Raw genomic sequence first — 15,038 nt, forward strand, 5'->3', positions numbered from 1 at the left:
CTTGCGCGCACAACAACCCTACCGTCGGGGACCGGATCCCCACCTGGCGTCCGCTCACTCGGCCCGCAGCGCCATCCACGCTTCGACGCCGTCGACGAGGTCCGCAGCCCGGTCAGGTCAGGAGGTGGGTGCTCTTGGTCAAGGTCCCCCCTCGAGAGTGGTGCGCCGGATCAGCCGGTGCCTGACGGGAGTTCGATGACGGCGAAGGTCCCGGCCGCGGTGGCGACCAGACGATCGGCGTCGTCGTGCACGCGGCCCTCGAGGTGGACGATGGCCTTGCCCCGCTTGACCACCGAGACGGCGGCGCGCAACGTCCCACCCGAGGCCGGCCGGATGAACCGCAGCTGCACCTCGGCCGACGCGCAGAAGCGGCCCGCCTCGAGCACCGACATGGCGGCGCGACCCATGGCCGTGTCGACCATGGCGAACAGCACGGCACCGTGGACCACGCCGTTGGGGTTGAGGTGCTCGGGCCCCACGGTGACCGTGGCCCACGCCTCGCCGGGCGCGTCGCCGCCGACGTCCATCCCCAGGTGGTCCCGCAACGGGAACCTGCCGTACTCCTCCCCCTCGGCCACTCGCGCATGCTGCCACGTCGCGACCGGGACCGCAGGGGCCAGGTGCGCTGTCACGGGGGACCACGACGAGCCGGGCGACCGTCACGAGCCGGAGCCGGTGCGTCCCCGTCGGACTCGGCCAGCTCCCGGAAGGCGTCGGGGACCCCTCTATCAGCTCGGAGGGCGACGCGGGCGTAGCCCACGACATCACGACCGAAGCGGTCCCGCAGCTCGTCCACCGCCCTCTCGACAGCCGCCCGACCCGCAGCGCCGTGGGAGCCGGCCGACCGCGGCCCCGCGGCGGCGCCGACCGACCGGGCCTCGCCCCGACCCGAGTCGAGCGGGAGCTCCAGCTGCACCGGCAGGTCCGGACCGAGGTTGGCCACCGACAGGCCCAGCAGCGTGATCTCCGGACGGCCAGGATCGTCGGGGTCGGCGGGTCGAGGTTGCCGGTCCTCCGGGCGCACCGGCTGGCCCGACACTGCCGCTCGGGCCAGGGCGAGGGCCGCCTCGGTCAGGGTGCGGGTGCCGGCCACTCCTGACGGGAGGGTCGTGGAGCGGGTCACCGACGACATGTCGGTGAAGCGCACCCGCACGGTGATCGTGCGTCCGGCCAGCCCCTTGCGCCGCAGGCGTCCGCCGACGCGGTCGGCGAGGAATCCCAGCACTTCCGACAACGTCTCGTCGGTGGCCCGGCGGCGGCCGAGCGCCGACTGCGCCCCGACCGACCGGGCCCGTCGTCCCCCTTCGACGGGGCGAGGGTCTCGGTTGGCGGCGAGGTCGGCCAGCTTGGAGCCGACGGCCTCACCGAGGTGGCGGCGCACGGTGTCGGGGGCGGCGTCGGCGAGCTGCCCGATGGTGCGGATGCCCCGGGCGGCCAGCCGCTCCCTCGTGACCGGGCCCACCCCCCAGAGCAGCTCCACGGGGAGCGGGGCGAGGAAGGACCGCTCCTCTCCCGGAGCCACCACCACCAGGCCGTCGGGCTTGGCCACCTGCGACGCCACCTTGGCCAGGTGCTTGGTGGTGGCCACGCCGACCGAGATGGGCAGACCGAGCTCGTCGCGCACCCGGCGTCGCAGGTCGGTGGCGATGGCAGCGGGATCGCCGAAGAGGTGGACGGCGCCGGCCACGTCGAGGAAGGCCTCGTCGATGGAGATGCGCTCGACCAGCGGGGTGATGTCGCGGCAGACGTCGATGACGGCATCGCCGAGGCGCTGGTACTCGGCGAAGTGCCCGCCCACGACGACCAGGTCGGGGCAGAGCTGGCGAGCCCGCCAGCCGGCCATGCCCCCGGTCACCCCGTGGGCCTTGGCCTCGTAGGAGGCGGCGAGCACCACGCCACCTCCCACCGCCACCGGCCGACCCCGCAGGTCGGGATCGAGGAGCTGCTCGACCGAGGCGTAGAAGGCGTCGAGGTCGGCGTGCAGGATCGTCGCCGCATCGCCCGCCATGCACCGATGTTAGCGAACATCTGTTCTGCCCCTCTGCGGTGTCGCCGTCGTGCCGCTGTTCTGTGCAGCGCCGGGGCTCCGCGCCCCGATCGGGACCGGGCCGTCCGCCTCCGATCGGCGACATCGACCGATGGACCCGCGCTAGACCGGGGCCCACCGCCGATTTCAGGAGAGCCTCATGCGAACCCCGTTGTGCGACATGTTCGGGATCGAGTACCCCATCTTCGCCTTCAGCCACTGTCGCGACGTGGTGGCCGCCGTCAGCAAGGCCGGCGGCCTCGGTGTGCTCGGGGCCGTGGGCTTCAGTCCCGAGCAGCTCGAGACGGAGCTCGACTGGATCGACGACAACATCGACGGCAAGCCCTACGGGGTCGACACGGTCATGCCCCAGAAGTCCGTCGACGTCGAGGGCGAGAACCGCGACGAGATGATGGCCCAGATCAAGTCGATGATCGATGCCAACCACTGGCGCTACGTCGACGAGCTGATGGAGCGCTTCGACCTGCCGCCGCTGCCGGAGGGCGAGGAGGCCGGCGGGGTGCTCGGCTGGACCGATGACGTCGCCCAGCAGCACGTCGACATCGCCCTCGCCCACCCCATCTGCCTCATCGCCAACGCGCTGGGCTCACCGCCCAAGGACGTGATCGACAAGGCCCACGAGCACGGCGTGAAGGTGGCGGCCCTGGCGGGCAAGGCCGTGCACGCCCAACGCCACATCAACAACGGCGTCGACGTCATCGTGGCCCAGGGCTACGAGGCGGGCGGCCACACCGGCGAGATCTCCACCATGGTGCTGGTACCCGAGGTGGTCGACGCCGTGGCCCCCGCCCCGGTGCTGGCCGCGGGCGGCATCGGCACCGGGCGCCAGATCTCGGCGGCGCTCAGCCTGGGCGCCCAGGGCGTGTGGCTGGGCTCGCTGTGGCTCACCACCGCCGAGAGCAGCGCCGGCCCCGCCGTGCTGCAGGCCTACCTCGACGCCACCTCGGCCGACACCGTCCGGTCGCGCTGCTACACCGGCAAGCCGGCCCGCATGCTGCGCAACTCGTGGACCGACGCGTGGACCGACCCGGAGGGCCCCGGTCCCCTCGGCATGCCGCTGCAGAACATCCTCACCTCGGAGGCCAACGCCCGCATCGCCCGCTCCGGCCGCAAGGACCTGGCCTTCGCGCCGGTCGGTCAGATCGTGGGCACCATGAACGACGTACGCCCGGTGCGCGACGTCATGTTCCGACTGGTGGAGGAGTACATCGAGACCGTCGAGCGCCTCGAAGAGGGCATGAAGGTCGACGGCTGATCCCGTGCGCCCGCCCGTCGCCGTCTCCGCCGGCGGCGACGGGCACGCCCTCCTCCGGTCGGGTCGGTCCGTCCGGGTCAGTCGTCAGTCGTCAGTCGTGTCGGTGAGTCAGCCGGTCAGCCGGTCAGCCGCAGCCCAACTCGAAGCTGCCGGTGACGGGTTCGGCTCCCTCGACCGGGGCGCCCCAGGGCTCCATCGCGACGAACGTGGCGGTGCCCGAGGCCCGATCGCCGTCGCTCTCCCAGTCGACGATCTGGCTCGACCCGGCATCCAGCCCGGCCCGGGTCTGGCCCGCGAGCCAGCCGGTGTCGTCGTCGCTGTTCTCGATCTCGATCCGGGGCGGTGAATCCTCGAAGCGCCCGTCCTCGTAGGTCTCCCAGTCGGGGGGTGGGATCTCGAAGTCGATGGTGATGGCGCGGCCTTCGGTGTCGTAGCCGGTGCCGGCGATCATGCCGAACAGGGTCTGGCACACGCCCATGTACGTCGTCGATCCGACGGTCGAGTTCCCGCCGAGCTCGAACTCGTAGGTCGTGTTACCGATCGTGACCCGCGCGCCACCGTCACCGAAGTCGAGGCCGTCGATCACGTCCTGCATCTCGTCGTCGCCGCTCTCGCCATCGCCATCGTCGGCGGACGAGCCATCGACGACGTCGGTGACATCGCCGGCCGCGCCAGCGCCCGATCCGTCGGCATCGTCGCCGTCACCGCCGCAACCTGCCGTGGCAGCCACCACCAGCACGATCACTGCCATCGCTGTGGCCCGCATCGCAACCTCCCCGGTCGTTGCCCAAGGCGACAACGTACGCAGGCCTCCGACCGTGGTACCAGGGTCTACCCCCGGAATAGGTAGTGCCATCCCTCGAAATGGGTAGCAGCGGCGCACGCGTGAACCTGCCGAGCCAGCCAGCCGGGCGCCACGGGTTCGCGCCGGGGTGGCTCGTGGTCGAGAGGGGAACAGCTCGCTGGCCCAGCGGCCCCTCACGGCCTCGGCCGCCATCGAACCCTCTCCTCGCTGTCGCTCCCGACTGACCCGCTCAGGCGCCTCGGGGCGAACGGACCACGGGATCGGCGGCGGCGTGGCCGACGAGCGTCCGGAGGAGCTCCGGCACCGTACCGAGGGTGGGCCCGTGGCGGGGTCCCCGCCCGACGGCCTCCACCACGGCCCAGACGAGGTCCGGCGTGGCGACGAGTTCGAACGGCCCCGGCATGGCCCTCTCCCGCAGGCTGCGGGTGACGCGCTCCACCAGCTCGGGGTCCGTGCCCGGGTCGATCTCGAGGCTGTCGTGGGTTCCGCGCCCACGGACCCGCCCGACGGGGCCGGGCACGGCCCGGTTCATCCACGCGGCCGTCATGGCGTGACCGAGGAAGGACCGGCGATGATCGATCCACGTCGTGTCGGCCGTGTGCTCGACCCGGGCGTCGCCGGCCGAACGCCGGTGCATCCCCCACTGTGCGGCCGGGAAGCGGGGCTCGCGGAACGCCCGCTCGGGATGCCCCCATCTGCGGGCCGCGTCACGGGTGCGTTCGAGCCCCGGTGAGACGGCCAGCGCCGGCGCCGCACCGGAGACGGCCCCTGCGGCGGCGACCACCTCGGCATCGCGGTGGCCGGAGGGGTCGTCGTGGCCCATCACGACCACGAGACCGTCCCGTAGCTCGAGTTCCTCGACGGACTTCCCCGACTCACCCATCATCGCCACGAGCCGGCGCACCACGAGGTCCTCGTCGTCGAAGAAGGGCCGGAGGCGGCCGAGGGAGTACCGACGCCGCACCTCCGGATCGAACGACGAGGGAACGGTGACGACGAGGTGTCGGCTGCCATCGGCGGACAGCTCGCCACGGAAGTGCACAACCAACGCGGCGGCTCCCTCGGTGAGCGACAGCCCAGCCGGTGCCGGACGCCAGTGCGCCTCCGTCCCCCAGCGACGCGGGAGCACGAACGGCGTGGGGGGAGGGACGGTGGACGGCGCGGCCGGGTCCAGACGGAGGGCGTCGAGCTGTTCCGCGATGGCACAGGCCACCTCCGCCGGGCGGTCGTCGTCGTCACCGGCGGCGATGACGACGACCGAACCCTCGAGGAGGGCCACGACCTGGGTCTCCCGCCCGACCAGACCGTCGGTCGCGTCGGCCAGCGCCTCGGCCCAGGCGTCGCGCGGCAACGGGAGCACCTCGGGGTCGAGCCGGTAGGGCAGCACGCGCGGGACACCCTCGGTTCGCAGGGGCACGATGGCACCGCGCCCGATGTAGACGACCTCGCGCACCTCACGCTGCGGCTCGTCCTCGCCGACGACGCCGAAGCGTCCGACCAACCGGGGGTGCTCGTCCCAGTCCACGTCGTGCAGGTGCACGTAGTCGACCGACAAGAGCCTCTCGACGGTGCCGTACAACACCGTGAGACGCCTGGCCACAACTCCTGCGCCCTCCTCGACCATCTCCGCACGATACGGCGCCTGCCGAATCGCGGGTCGGCTGGCCGATCGGAGCAGCCTCGCCGAGCTGTACCAGTGCTACTCCAGCCCCGACGAGGTCGTGCGGCTTCGGGCCTCCAGCGCGATGAAGCGGGTCACGATCGCCCACGCGCCCTTGACCGGACGGCTTCGACCGATCGAGAGGTCACCGGGGCCGAGAACCCGGTGACCTCTCGTGGTCGTTCACATCAGCTGCAGCCGCTGGTGGTGCCGCAGCTGGGGCAGGCATGGCAGCTGCCCGAACGCTGCATGACCACGCCGCACTGCATGCACATCGGCGCATCGTGGCTCACCGTGTGGGTCTCGCGCATGACCCGGCTCGAGCTCTGCGTCTCGGCGATCAGCGTCGACACCGACTCGATCGACGGCGGATCGGAGGCGATCTCGCGACCCTGGTTGGTCTCGACGATGGTCTCCTCCACCCCCGGCAGCGTGGGCTGCATGCGCTCGGCCGTGCTGAGGATGTTCAGTTCGGCGCGCTCCTCCACCGAGAGGTATTCGAGGGCCAAGCGGCGGAACAGGTAGTCCATCAGCGAGTTGGCGATGCGGATGTCGGGATCGTCGGTCATGCCGGCGGGCTCGAAGCGCATGCCGGTGAAGGCGTCGATGAAGCTGCGCAGCGGCACGCCGTACTGCAGGCCATGGCTCACCGAGATGGCGAAGGCGTCCATGATGCCGGCGAGGGTGGAGCCCTGCTTGGACACCCGCACGAAGATCTCGCCGGGTCGGCCGTCCTCGTACTCGCCGACGGTGACGAACCCCTTGCAGTCGGCCACCCGGAACTCGAAGGTCTTCGAGGTGCGGGTGCGGGGCAGCTTCTGGCGGACGGGCTCGTAGACGATCCGCTCGACCACGCGCTCGACGACCTTCTCGACCACCTCGACGGCGGCGGTGTCGCCGTCGGCGGTGTCGGCGTCCTTCTTGGAGGCCGACAGCGGCTGGGCCACCTTGCAGTTGTCACGGTAGATGGCGACGGCCTTGATGCCTAGCTGCCAGGCGTCGATGTGGAGCTGCTCGACCTCTTCCACGGTGGCCTCCTCGGGGAGGTTGACCGTCTTGGAGATGGCGCCGGAGATGAAGGGCTGGACCGCACCCATCATCCGGACGTGTCCCGAGTAGTGGATGGTGTTGTCGCCCATGGAGCAGGCGAACACCGGCAGGTGCTCAGCCGCGACGTGGGGCGCACCGATGATCGACATGTTCTCGTCGATGTAGGCGATGATCTCGGCGACCTGCTCCGGGGTGTAGCCCATGCGGGCCAGGGCCCGGGGCACGGTCTGGTTGACGATCGACATGGTGCCGCCGCCCACCAGCTTCTTCATCTTCACCAGCCCGAGATCGGGCTCCACGCCGGTGGTGTCGCAGTCCATCATCAGCCCGATGGTGCCGGTGGGAGCCAGCACCGATGCCTGCGAGTTGCGCACGCCGACCTCGGCCGCGATCTCGCAGGCGGCGTCCCATGCCTGCTGGGCGGCGCTGAGCAGCTCGTGGGGCACCAGCTCCTCGTCGATCTCGGCCGCCGCGCTGCGGTGCTGGTCGAGCACCCGCAGCATGTGCTCTTCGTTCTCGGCGTAGCCGGCGAAGGGGCCCATGCGGGCTGCCGTGCGGGCCGAGGTGGCGTAGGCGTGGCCCGTCATGAGCGAGGTGACGGCGCCGGCGAGGGCCCGGCCCTCGTCGGAGTCGTAGGGCAGGCCGAGCGCCATGAGCATGGCGCCCAGGTTGGCGTAGCCGATGCCGAGCTGGCGGAAGCGACGGGAGGTCTCGCCGATGCTCTCGGTGGGGTAGTCGGCGTTGCCGACCAGGATCTCCTGGGCGGTGAACACGCACTCCACCGCCGCCTTGAAGCCATCGGTGTCGAAGGCCCCGCCGACCGGCAGGAAGGTGAGCAGGTTGAGGCTGGCCAGGTTGCACGCCGAGTTGTCGAGGTGCATGTACTCCGAGCAGGGGTTCGACCCGTTGATGCGGCCGGTGTTGGCCGCGGTGTGCCACCGGTTGATGGTGGTGTCGAACTGCATGCCCGGGTCGGCGCACTCCCACGCGGCGTGGGAGATCTGGCGCATGAGGTCGCGGGCCTTGACGGTCCTGATGACCTCGCCGCCGAGGACGCCACGCAGGTGCCAGTCGGCGTCGTCGACCACGGCCTGCATGAAGTCGTCGGTGACGCGCACCGAGTTGTTGGCGTTCTGGTACTGCACGGAGGTGATGTCGTCACCGTCGAGGGTCATGTCGAAGCCGGCGGCCTCGAGGGCCCGGGCCTTCTTCTCCTCGCGAGCCTTGCACCAGATGAACTCCTCGATGTCGGGGTGCTCGACGTCGAGGATGACCATCTTGGCGGCCCGGCGGGTCTTGCCGCCGCTCTTGATGGTGCCGGCCGATGCGTCGGCGCCGCGCATGAAGCTGACGGGGCCGGACGCGGTGCCGCCGCCCTTGAGCAGCTCCTTGGAGGAACGGATGCGGCTGAGGTTGATGCCCGCGCCCGAGCCGCCCTTGAAGATGGTGCCCTCCTCGACGTACCAGTTGAGGATCGAGTCCATGGTGTCGTCGACGGAGAGGATGAAGCAGGCCGAGGCCTGCTGGGGCACGCCCGCCACGCCGATGTTGAACCACACCGGCGAGTTGAAGGCCGCCCGCTGGGTGATGATCAGGTACTTCAACTCGTCGGAGAAGGCCTGGGCCTCGGCGTCGTCGACGAAGTAGCCGTCGCGGATGCCCCACTCGGTGATGGTGTCGACCACCCGATCGGCGACCTGCTTGAGTGACCACTCGCGCTCGGGGGTGCCGACCGTGCCCCGGAAGTACTTCTGGGCGACGATGTTGGTGGCGTTGAGCGACCACCCGACGGGGAACTCGACGCCGAGCTGCTCGAAGGCCACCTCGCCCGTCTTCCAGTTGGAGATGCGGGCGTCGCGGCGTTCCCACTCGACCATGTCGTAGGGGTGGGTCCCCTCGGTGGTGAAGTGACGGCGGATGCCGATGCCGGCCTGCTCGGGTGCCAGGGCCATGGGTGCTCCTTCGCGCAAGGTGTCGCGCTGCTTCGGGATGGTCGAGAGGGTGCTGCGGGCGATGCGGGTGCTGCGGCGCTGCGATGGTCGATGAACCGGCGACGGTGCGGGCCCGGGTGGCCCTGCCGGGTGGTCGGGTGGGCGAGGCCTGCGTCGCCCTGCGGCTCGATTCTGAGGCGAACACAAGATCTTGTGGTGGACATGCCCCCCGCAGGTCGGGAACCACAAGATGTCGAGGGATTACACCAGAGTAATTACGCCGCTGTCAACGGTTCCGGCCGACATTGTCATCAGCGTTCATCGAACCCTCCCGACCTCTGGCCGGGTTGCTGCGGCGCGAACGCCAGGTAGAGCGATTCCCCCCTGGGACCCACTCAAGGCGTCGTCCTGCCACCACGAACGTCAAGACGCCAGCCACCATCCGTCGCTCGCGCCGCAGCATTGGTACCCACGGCGGTTCACCCTAGGGAAGGCGCCCTGTGGAGGGTAAGGGGAACAACGCTGTGAATTGCCGGTGGATTTCGAGTGTCGACGTCCACAAGCCGGGGGATGACGGCGTCGTGGCCTACGGTTCGACCGATGCGTGAGCTGTGGCCCCGGCCCGACGACGACGTGGCGATCGAGCAACGCCTGGCCGACGACCCCCGCCCCTCCCCCGACACCAGGCCCTGGGTGATGGTCAACATGATCGCCAGCATCGACGGGGCCACGGCCGTGGACGGGCTCTCGGGCGAGCTGGGCGGCGAGGGCGACGCCCGGATGTTCCGGGCGGTGCGAGCGCTGCCCGACGCCATCGTGGTGGGCGCCGCCACCGTCCGGGCCGAGAACTACGGCCCGGCGCGGCCCTCGGCCGCCGTGCGCGCCGCACGCGCCGCCCGTGGACAGGACCCGGTGCCGTCCATCGCCGTGGTGACGCGGGGAGCCGACCTCGATCCGGGCCTGCCGTTGTTCACCAGCGACGACCCCCGCCCCCTCGTGTACGTGGGGTCCGACGCCCCCGACGAGCGGCGCCGGCGGCTGGCGGCGGTGGCCGAGGTGGTGGCCGCCGACCACGAGGACCTGGACCTGACCGAGGTGCTGGGCGACCTGTCCCGCCGGGGCATGGCCATGGTGCTGTGCGAGGGCGGCCCGTCGCTCAACGGCCAGATGGTGGCCGGCGGGCTGGTGGACGAGTGGTGCCTCACCCTGGCCCCGCGCCTGGTGGCCGGGCATGCCGCTCGCGCCGCCCACGGACCGCTGCCCCCGGCCCCGATGGGCATGGTCCTGCACCGGGTGGCCGCCGACGACGAGGGCTACCTCTTCTTGAACTATCGGCGGGGCTGACAGGCCGGCCCACCTGGCCCACCCCGGCTGCCGGTGCGGCCGGTGAGCGTCAATGTCGCTTCGGTGCGGTGCTCTTGGTGAGCAGGCGGATCTCTCGGGAGAAGTCCGACGGGTCGTCGAAGCCCTTGTACACACTGGCGAAGCGCACATAGGCGACCTGGTCGAGATCGCGCAGCCGCTCGAGGACCGCCAGCCCGAGCCGCTCGCTGGCGATCTCCCCGCCCGACTGGCGCACCAGGTTCTCGAGGTCGGTGCACAGGTCTTCGACGGCTTCGAGGGTGACAGGTCGGCCCTTGGCGGCCGCCACCACCCCGGCCGAGATCTTGGACCGATCGAACGGGACCCGGTCGCCCGACCGCTTGACCACCACCAACGGCACCTCTTCGAGACGCTCGAAGGTGGTGAAGCGCTGCCCGCAGGCCAGGCACTCGCGCCGGCGCCGGATGGTGACGCCGTCGTCGGCCTGGCGCGAATCGACGACCTTGTCGTCGAGGTGGGTACAGGCCGGGCAGCGCACGAGGCCGACGCTACCGGCCCGAGGGACCGCCCCCGCACCGCCAGGGCCTCAGCTCAGGCCACGGACATCGATGCGCTGCCCCGGCACGAGATCGGCACCCCCGGCCCGCTGGGCCAGGGCGTCGACCACCGGGCGAACGTCGCCGTCGGGGCGCAACGAGGCGGCGATGCTCCAGAGCGTGTCGCCGGGACGCACCACGACCTCGGTGGCGACGGAGGCGGCCGGGGCGGTGGCGACCGCCCCGGCGCCGTCGATGGCGGTCGGTGCCGGCCCGGGGGCGGCAGCACCGGCGCCGAGGAGGCTGGCCACGCCGACGAGGACGAGTGCGACCAACGCGGCGAGCACCAGGCCCGCCACCAGGACGAGTGGCTCGGGCCGGACGGTGCGGCGACGCTGGGCCCGCACGGCGGCCCGGCCACCGTCGAGGACGCGGAGCTGCGGCCGGGACGGGGCGACCCGGCCCCGGGGGGCGGGCTCGAGGTCGTGCCACGGTGCGGGGGTGCTGGTGGTGAGGACGGCGGTCATGGCGTTCAGTCTCCGCAAGGGGTGGGACAGTGCCGGCCGGGAGGTCCGGGCGGGGCGATGAGGTGGGGCGATGAGGTGGGGCGACGAGGCGGGGCGGGCCGACCGGGAGTGGGTCCGGGCCCAGGTGGGTCCCGGGGGTCCACCGCGTGGGTCCACCGGTGCCGAACGGCTGTTCGCTAGAGTGCGAGCGAACCACGAACAGCCGTTCGCCGTCAAGTGATTTTCGAACGGGTGTTTGCCTCACCACCTCGGCCGGGGTACCCTCGGCACGAACGAGCGTTCGTCGACACCAGTCGGTGCCGACCTCAGCCCACACCCGGGCCGACGGACCCGGGACCACCCCGCGGAGGGGACCATGTCAACCACCCGGCTCAGCAAGCGTCAGCAGCAGATCCTCGACGTCATCGAACAGCACATGTCCGAGCGGGGCTATCCCCCGTCGGTCCGCGAGATCGGCGATGCCGTGGGCCTGCTCTCCCCCTCGAGCGTGCACTCCCAGCTCAACACCCTGCAGCGCCTCGGCTACCTGCGGCGCGACCCCACCAAGCCGCGGGCCATCGAGGTCCGCTACGACCCCAACTCCGGCGCGTCCATGGAACGTCGCCCGGTGCGTCACGTCCCCCTGGTGGGCGACGTCGCCGCCGGCACCGACGTGCTGGCCGAAGAGAACGTCGAGGAGATCCTGCCGCTGCCCCAGGACTTCTGCGGCGACGGCGAGCTGTTCATGCTGCGGGTCCGCGGCGACTCGATGATCGACGCCGGCATCCTCGACGGCGACTTCATCGTGGCCCGCGCCCAGGAGACCGCCGAGAAGGGCGACATCGTCGTGGCCGGCATCCCCGGCGACGAGGCCACGGTCAAGACCTACACCCGCAAGGGCGACCTGGTCGTACTGGTGCCCGCCAACCCGTCGCTCGAACCCATGGAGTTCGAGCCCGACGACGTGGCCGTCTACGGCCGTGTCGTCACCGTGCTGCGCAAGCTCTGATCACCACGCCCAGCCGGTCGGGCCCGGCGTCGCTCAGGCGACGTCCGGGCCCCGGGTGACCAGGTCGTGGGTCGCCGTCCACACGGCATCGAGATGGCGCCGGTCGAGGTACTCGCCCTGGGTGTGGGCCACGGTGGAATCGCCCGGTCCGAAGTTGGCGGCCGGCACCCCCCGGGCCGCGAAGCGGGCCACGTCGGTCCATCCCAGCTTGGCCCGCACGGCCAGGTCGTTGCGCTCCACCAGGGTGGCGATGAGCGGGTGCGTGTGCGAGGGAGCTGCGCCCGACGCGCACTCGGTGCGCTCGACGGTGTCGCCGTCCGTGAGCCACGGGCCGAGCACCTCGCGCACGTGCGCCTCGGCCTCCTCCGCGCTGCGGTCGGGTGCGAAGCGGTGGTTGACCACCAGCTCCGCCTGGTCGGGAACGACGTTGCCGGCCACGCCGGCCTGCACCGAGACCGCCTGGAGCGCCTCGCGGAACTCGCAGCCGTCGATCACCGGGCGCCGCTCGACGTAGGCCTCGAGGTCGCCCAGCAGGCCGGCCAGGCGGTGGATGGCGTTGCGCCCCATCCACGGCCGAGCGGTGTGGGCCCGCGCCCCCCGCAGGGTGACGCGCAGGCGCATCGTGCCCTGGCAGCCGGCTTCGAGAGCGCCCTCGGTGGGCTCGCCGAGCAGGGCGGCGTCGGCCTCCAGCAGGTCGGGGCGTCGGTCGAAGAGCTCGCCCAGCCCGCTCTCGGCGGACCCGACCTCCTCGCGGGCGTAGAAGACGTAGGTGCAGTCGACCGCCGGCTCGCTCACCTCCAGCGCCAGCTGCAACATGACGGCCAGACCGCCCTTCATGTCGGCCGAGCCCACCCCGCTGAGGCGATCGCCGACGAGACGGGCCACGTCGTTGCCGTTGGCCGGCACGGTGTCGGTGTGCCCGGCGAGGGCCAGGCGCCACCGACGGCCGAGTCTGGTGCGAGCCACGAGGTTGTCACCGACGCGTGTGACCTCCAGGTGGGCGGCGGCCCGGAGCCGGTCCTCGAGCAGGTCGACCAGGGGAGCCTCCTCCCTCGACGGTGAGGCCACGTCGACCAGCTCGGCGGTGAGCGCGAGCAGATCGACCCCGGCACCGACGGTGAGGGGTGACGCGGTCATCTCAGGTGGCCGCGCCATGGGTGCGCAGCACGTCGTTGAGGGCGGCCTTGTCGTGGCGCTCGCCCTCGGACAGGCGCTTGATCACCAGCACGCACGGCAGACCGAACTCCCCGCCGGGGAAGGTGCGGCTGCGGGTGGCCGACACGGCGACGCACCAGGACGGCACCACGCCGCGGCTGAGCTCCTCGCCGGTCTCGGCGTCGATGACGGGGATGGACCCGGTGAGGATGCAGCCGGCACCGAGCACGGCCCCGTCGCCCACCCGGGCGCCCTCGGCGACGATGCAGCGGCTGCCGATGAGGCAGTCGTCGCCCACGATCACCGGTGCCGCCTGAGGCGGCTCGAGCACGCCCCCGATGCCCACACCCCCGGACAGATGCACGTTGGCGCCGATCTGGGCGCAAGAGCCGACGGTGGCCCAGGTGTCGACCATGGTGTTGGCCCCCACCCGGGCGCCGATGTTGGTGTAGCTCGGCATGAGCACCACCCCCCGGTCGAGGAAGGAGCCGTAGCGAGCCGAGGCACCGGGCACGACCCGCACCCCGGCGGCGGCGTAGTCGGACTTCAGCGGGATCTTGTCGGCGTACTCGAAGGGGCCGAGCTCGGTGGTGGCCATCTGCGACTGGCGGAAGTACAGCAGGATGGCGTGCTTGAGCCACTGGTGGACCACGGGTTCACCGGAGGCATCGAGTTCGGCGACACGGGCGTCACCCCGGTCGAGCCGGGCGATCGCCTCGCCGATGGCGGTGTTGGCGTCCTGGTCGTCGGGGGTGAGCTCGCTCCGGCGTTCCCAGAGCTCGTCGATGGTTGCAGCGAGATCGGCCATGGCGGCGCAGGCTACCTGCCCGCCGGTGGGCCTCCCGCCCCCGGATGGGCGTGATCAGCCCTGGGCGGGCGGCGGGCCCGGCGGGGGCGGCGGCGGCACCGAGCCGGGCGCAGGTGGCGGCGGGGTGGGCGCCGGCGGAGGCGGAGTCGGCGCCGCGGGTGGCGGCGGGGTGGGCGCCGGCGGGGGCGGAGTCGGGGCGGGGGGCGGAGTCGGGGCGGAGGGCGGAGTCGGCGCCGCGGGTGGCGACGGGGGCGGACCAGCCCCCGGGGCCGGCGCCGCGGGCGGCGGCGGGGTCGGGGCCTGGCCCGGCATCGGAGCCGGCGGCGGCATGGGGCCACCGGGCGCCGGCGGGTACCCACCGGGACCGCCGTAGGTGGCGGCCAGCTGCTTCTTCTTGCGACCCCGTCGCACCAGCGTGACGATGAGGATGATCACGGCGAGGAGGAAGCCGAGGGCCCCGACGACGATGCCACCGATGAACAGGCCCACGATGCGGCTGACGGGGATCTTGCCGATGCGCACCGATGTGTCGGGGGGGCCGTCGGTCTCGAAGAGGTAGACGCCCGCTTCTTCGATGTCGACGCTGCCGAGCGAGCTGAACTGGTCGCCGCCCGAGTCGGCCTCGTACTGGCCGAAGTCGGACTCGAGCGACAGGCTGCCGCCGTCGGGAGCGGTGATGCGCACGTCGACCTGGCCCAGGCCGATGTCGGTCGGGCTCCCGGCGAAGATCCAGTACTCACCCTCGCCCAGGCGCACCTCGGCGGTGTCGGGCACGTCGATCTCGGCGAAGCCGTCGATGGTGCTGGCGATCGTGCCGACCGAGACGACGATCATCGCCACGCCGCCGATCGCCGTGGCCAGGAAGATGAGCAGCGCCCACCAGAACCCTGCCTTGGGCAGCTTCGGTGGTTTCTGGCTCGGGGAACTCACGGGACTCGCCATGGGCTCACTAT

At 71.8% G+C, this 15,038-nt stretch carries 13 protein-coding genes; 3 read left to right on the plus strand and 10 right to left on the minus strand.

Annotated elements, in window-relative coordinates; translation table 11 throughout:
* Positions 1-170: 170 nt before the first annotated feature.
* Positions 171-578 (minus strand): PaaI family thioesterase, encoded by a 408-nt coding sequence (locus LUW87_RS13520; protein WP_232671721.1) that lies wholly within the window; start codon positions 576-578, stop codon positions 171-173.
* A 50-nt stretch (positions 579-628) separates the two neighbouring features.
* A complete protein-coding gene (dinB, locus tag LUW87_RS13525; protein WP_232671722.1) occupies positions 629-2,008 on the minus strand; it encodes a DNA polymerase IV in 1,380 nt (459 codons plus the stop codon).
* A 178-nt stretch (positions 2,009-2,186) separates the two neighbouring features.
* On the opposite strand from dinB, the gene LUW87_RS13530 reads away from it, so the two are divergent.
* Positions 2,187-3,302 carry an NAD(P)H-dependent flavin oxidoreductase gene (locus tag LUW87_RS13530; protein ID WP_232671723.1) on the plus strand — a complete coding sequence of 372 codons (1,116 nt, stop codon included), beginning with the start codon at positions 2,187-2,189 and terminating at the stop codon, positions 3,300-3,302.
* 124 nt (positions 3,303-3,426) lie between these two features.
* On the opposite strand, the gene LUW87_RS13535 is transcribed toward LUW87_RS13530, so the two are convergent.
* The 3 genes from LUW87_RS13535 to LUW87_RS13545 form a co-directional block, all read right to left on the minus strand.
* Complete coding sequence (locus LUW87_RS13535) at positions 3,427-4,068, minus strand: hypothetical protein (RefSeq protein ID WP_232671724.1); 642 nt, start codon at positions 4,066-4,068, stop codon at positions 3,427-3,429.
* Positions 4,069-4,336: 268 nt separating this feature from the next.
* Entirely contained in the window at positions 4,337-5,731 is a 1,395-nt protein-coding gene (locus LUW87_RS13540; protein WP_232671725.1) for a hypothetical protein, read from the minus strand.
* Positions 5,732-5,955: 224 nt separating this feature from the next.
* Positions 5,956-8,769, minus strand: coding sequence for a vitamin B12-dependent ribonucleotide reductase (locus LUW87_RS13545; protein WP_232671726.1), 2,814 nt, complete (start codon positions 8,767-8,769; stop codon positions 5,956-5,958).
* 579 nt (positions 8,770-9,348) lie between these two features.
* Between LUW87_RS13545 and LUW87_RS13550 the strand changes: the two genes are divergently transcribed.
* Positions 9,349-10,092: a pyrimidine reductase family protein gene (locus LUW87_RS13550; protein WP_232671727.1), complete on the plus strand. Its 744-nt coding sequence runs from the start codon at positions 9,349-9,351 to the stop codon at positions 10,090-10,092.
* 49 nt (positions 10,093-10,141) lie between these two features.
* Here the strand turns inward: LUW87_RS13550 and nrdR are convergent, their stop codons facing one another.
* A complete protein-coding gene (gene nrdR, locus LUW87_RS13555) occupies positions 10,142-10,609 on the minus strand; it encodes a transcriptional regulator NrdR (protein ID WP_232671728.1) in 468 nt (155 codons plus the stop codon).
* A gap of 48 nt (positions 10,610-10,657) precedes the next feature.
* Entirely contained in the window at positions 10,658-11,134 is a 477-nt protein-coding gene (locus tag LUW87_RS13560) for a LysM peptidoglycan-binding domain-containing protein (RefSeq protein ID WP_232671729.1), read from the minus strand.
* A 355-nt stretch (positions 11,135-11,489) separates the two neighbouring features.
* On the opposite strand from LUW87_RS13560, the gene lexA reads away from it, so the two are divergent.
* Complete coding sequence (gene lexA, locus LUW87_RS13565) at positions 11,490-12,122, plus strand: transcriptional repressor LexA (protein WP_232671730.1); 633 nt, start codon at positions 11,490-11,492, stop codon at positions 12,120-12,122.
* Positions 12,123-12,155: 33 nt separating this feature from the next.
* Here the strand turns inward: lexA and dapE are convergent, their stop codons facing one another.
* From dapE to LUW87_RS13580, 3 genes are read right to left on the minus strand one after another with little or no spacing between them, the layout of a single operon-like run.
* Positions 12,156-13,259: a succinyl-diaminopimelate desuccinylase gene (dapE, locus tag LUW87_RS13570; RefSeq protein ID WP_232671731.1), complete on the minus strand. Its 1,104-nt coding sequence runs from the start codon at positions 13,257-13,259 to the stop codon at positions 12,156-12,158.
* A gap of 1 nt (position 13,260) precedes the next feature.
* Positions 13,261-14,085 carry a 2,3,4,5-tetrahydropyridine-2,6-dicarboxylate N-succinyltransferase gene (locus LUW87_RS13575; RefSeq protein WP_232671732.1) on the minus strand — a complete coding sequence of 275 codons (825 nt, stop codon included), beginning with the start codon at positions 14,083-14,085 and terminating at the stop codon, positions 13,261-13,263.
* 54 nt (positions 14,086-14,139) lie between these two features.
* Entirely contained in the window at positions 14,140-15,027 is an 888-nt protein-coding gene (locus LUW87_RS13580) for a hypothetical protein (RefSeq protein WP_232672073.1), read from the minus strand.
* Positions 15,028-15,038: the final 11 nt, after the last annotated feature.

Source organism: Rhabdothermincola salaria (genome assembly GCF_021246445.1).
Taxonomy (GTDB): Bacteria; Actinomycetota; Acidimicrobiia; order Acidimicrobiales; family Acidimicrobilacustridaceae; genus Rhabdothermincola_A; species Rhabdothermincola_A salaria.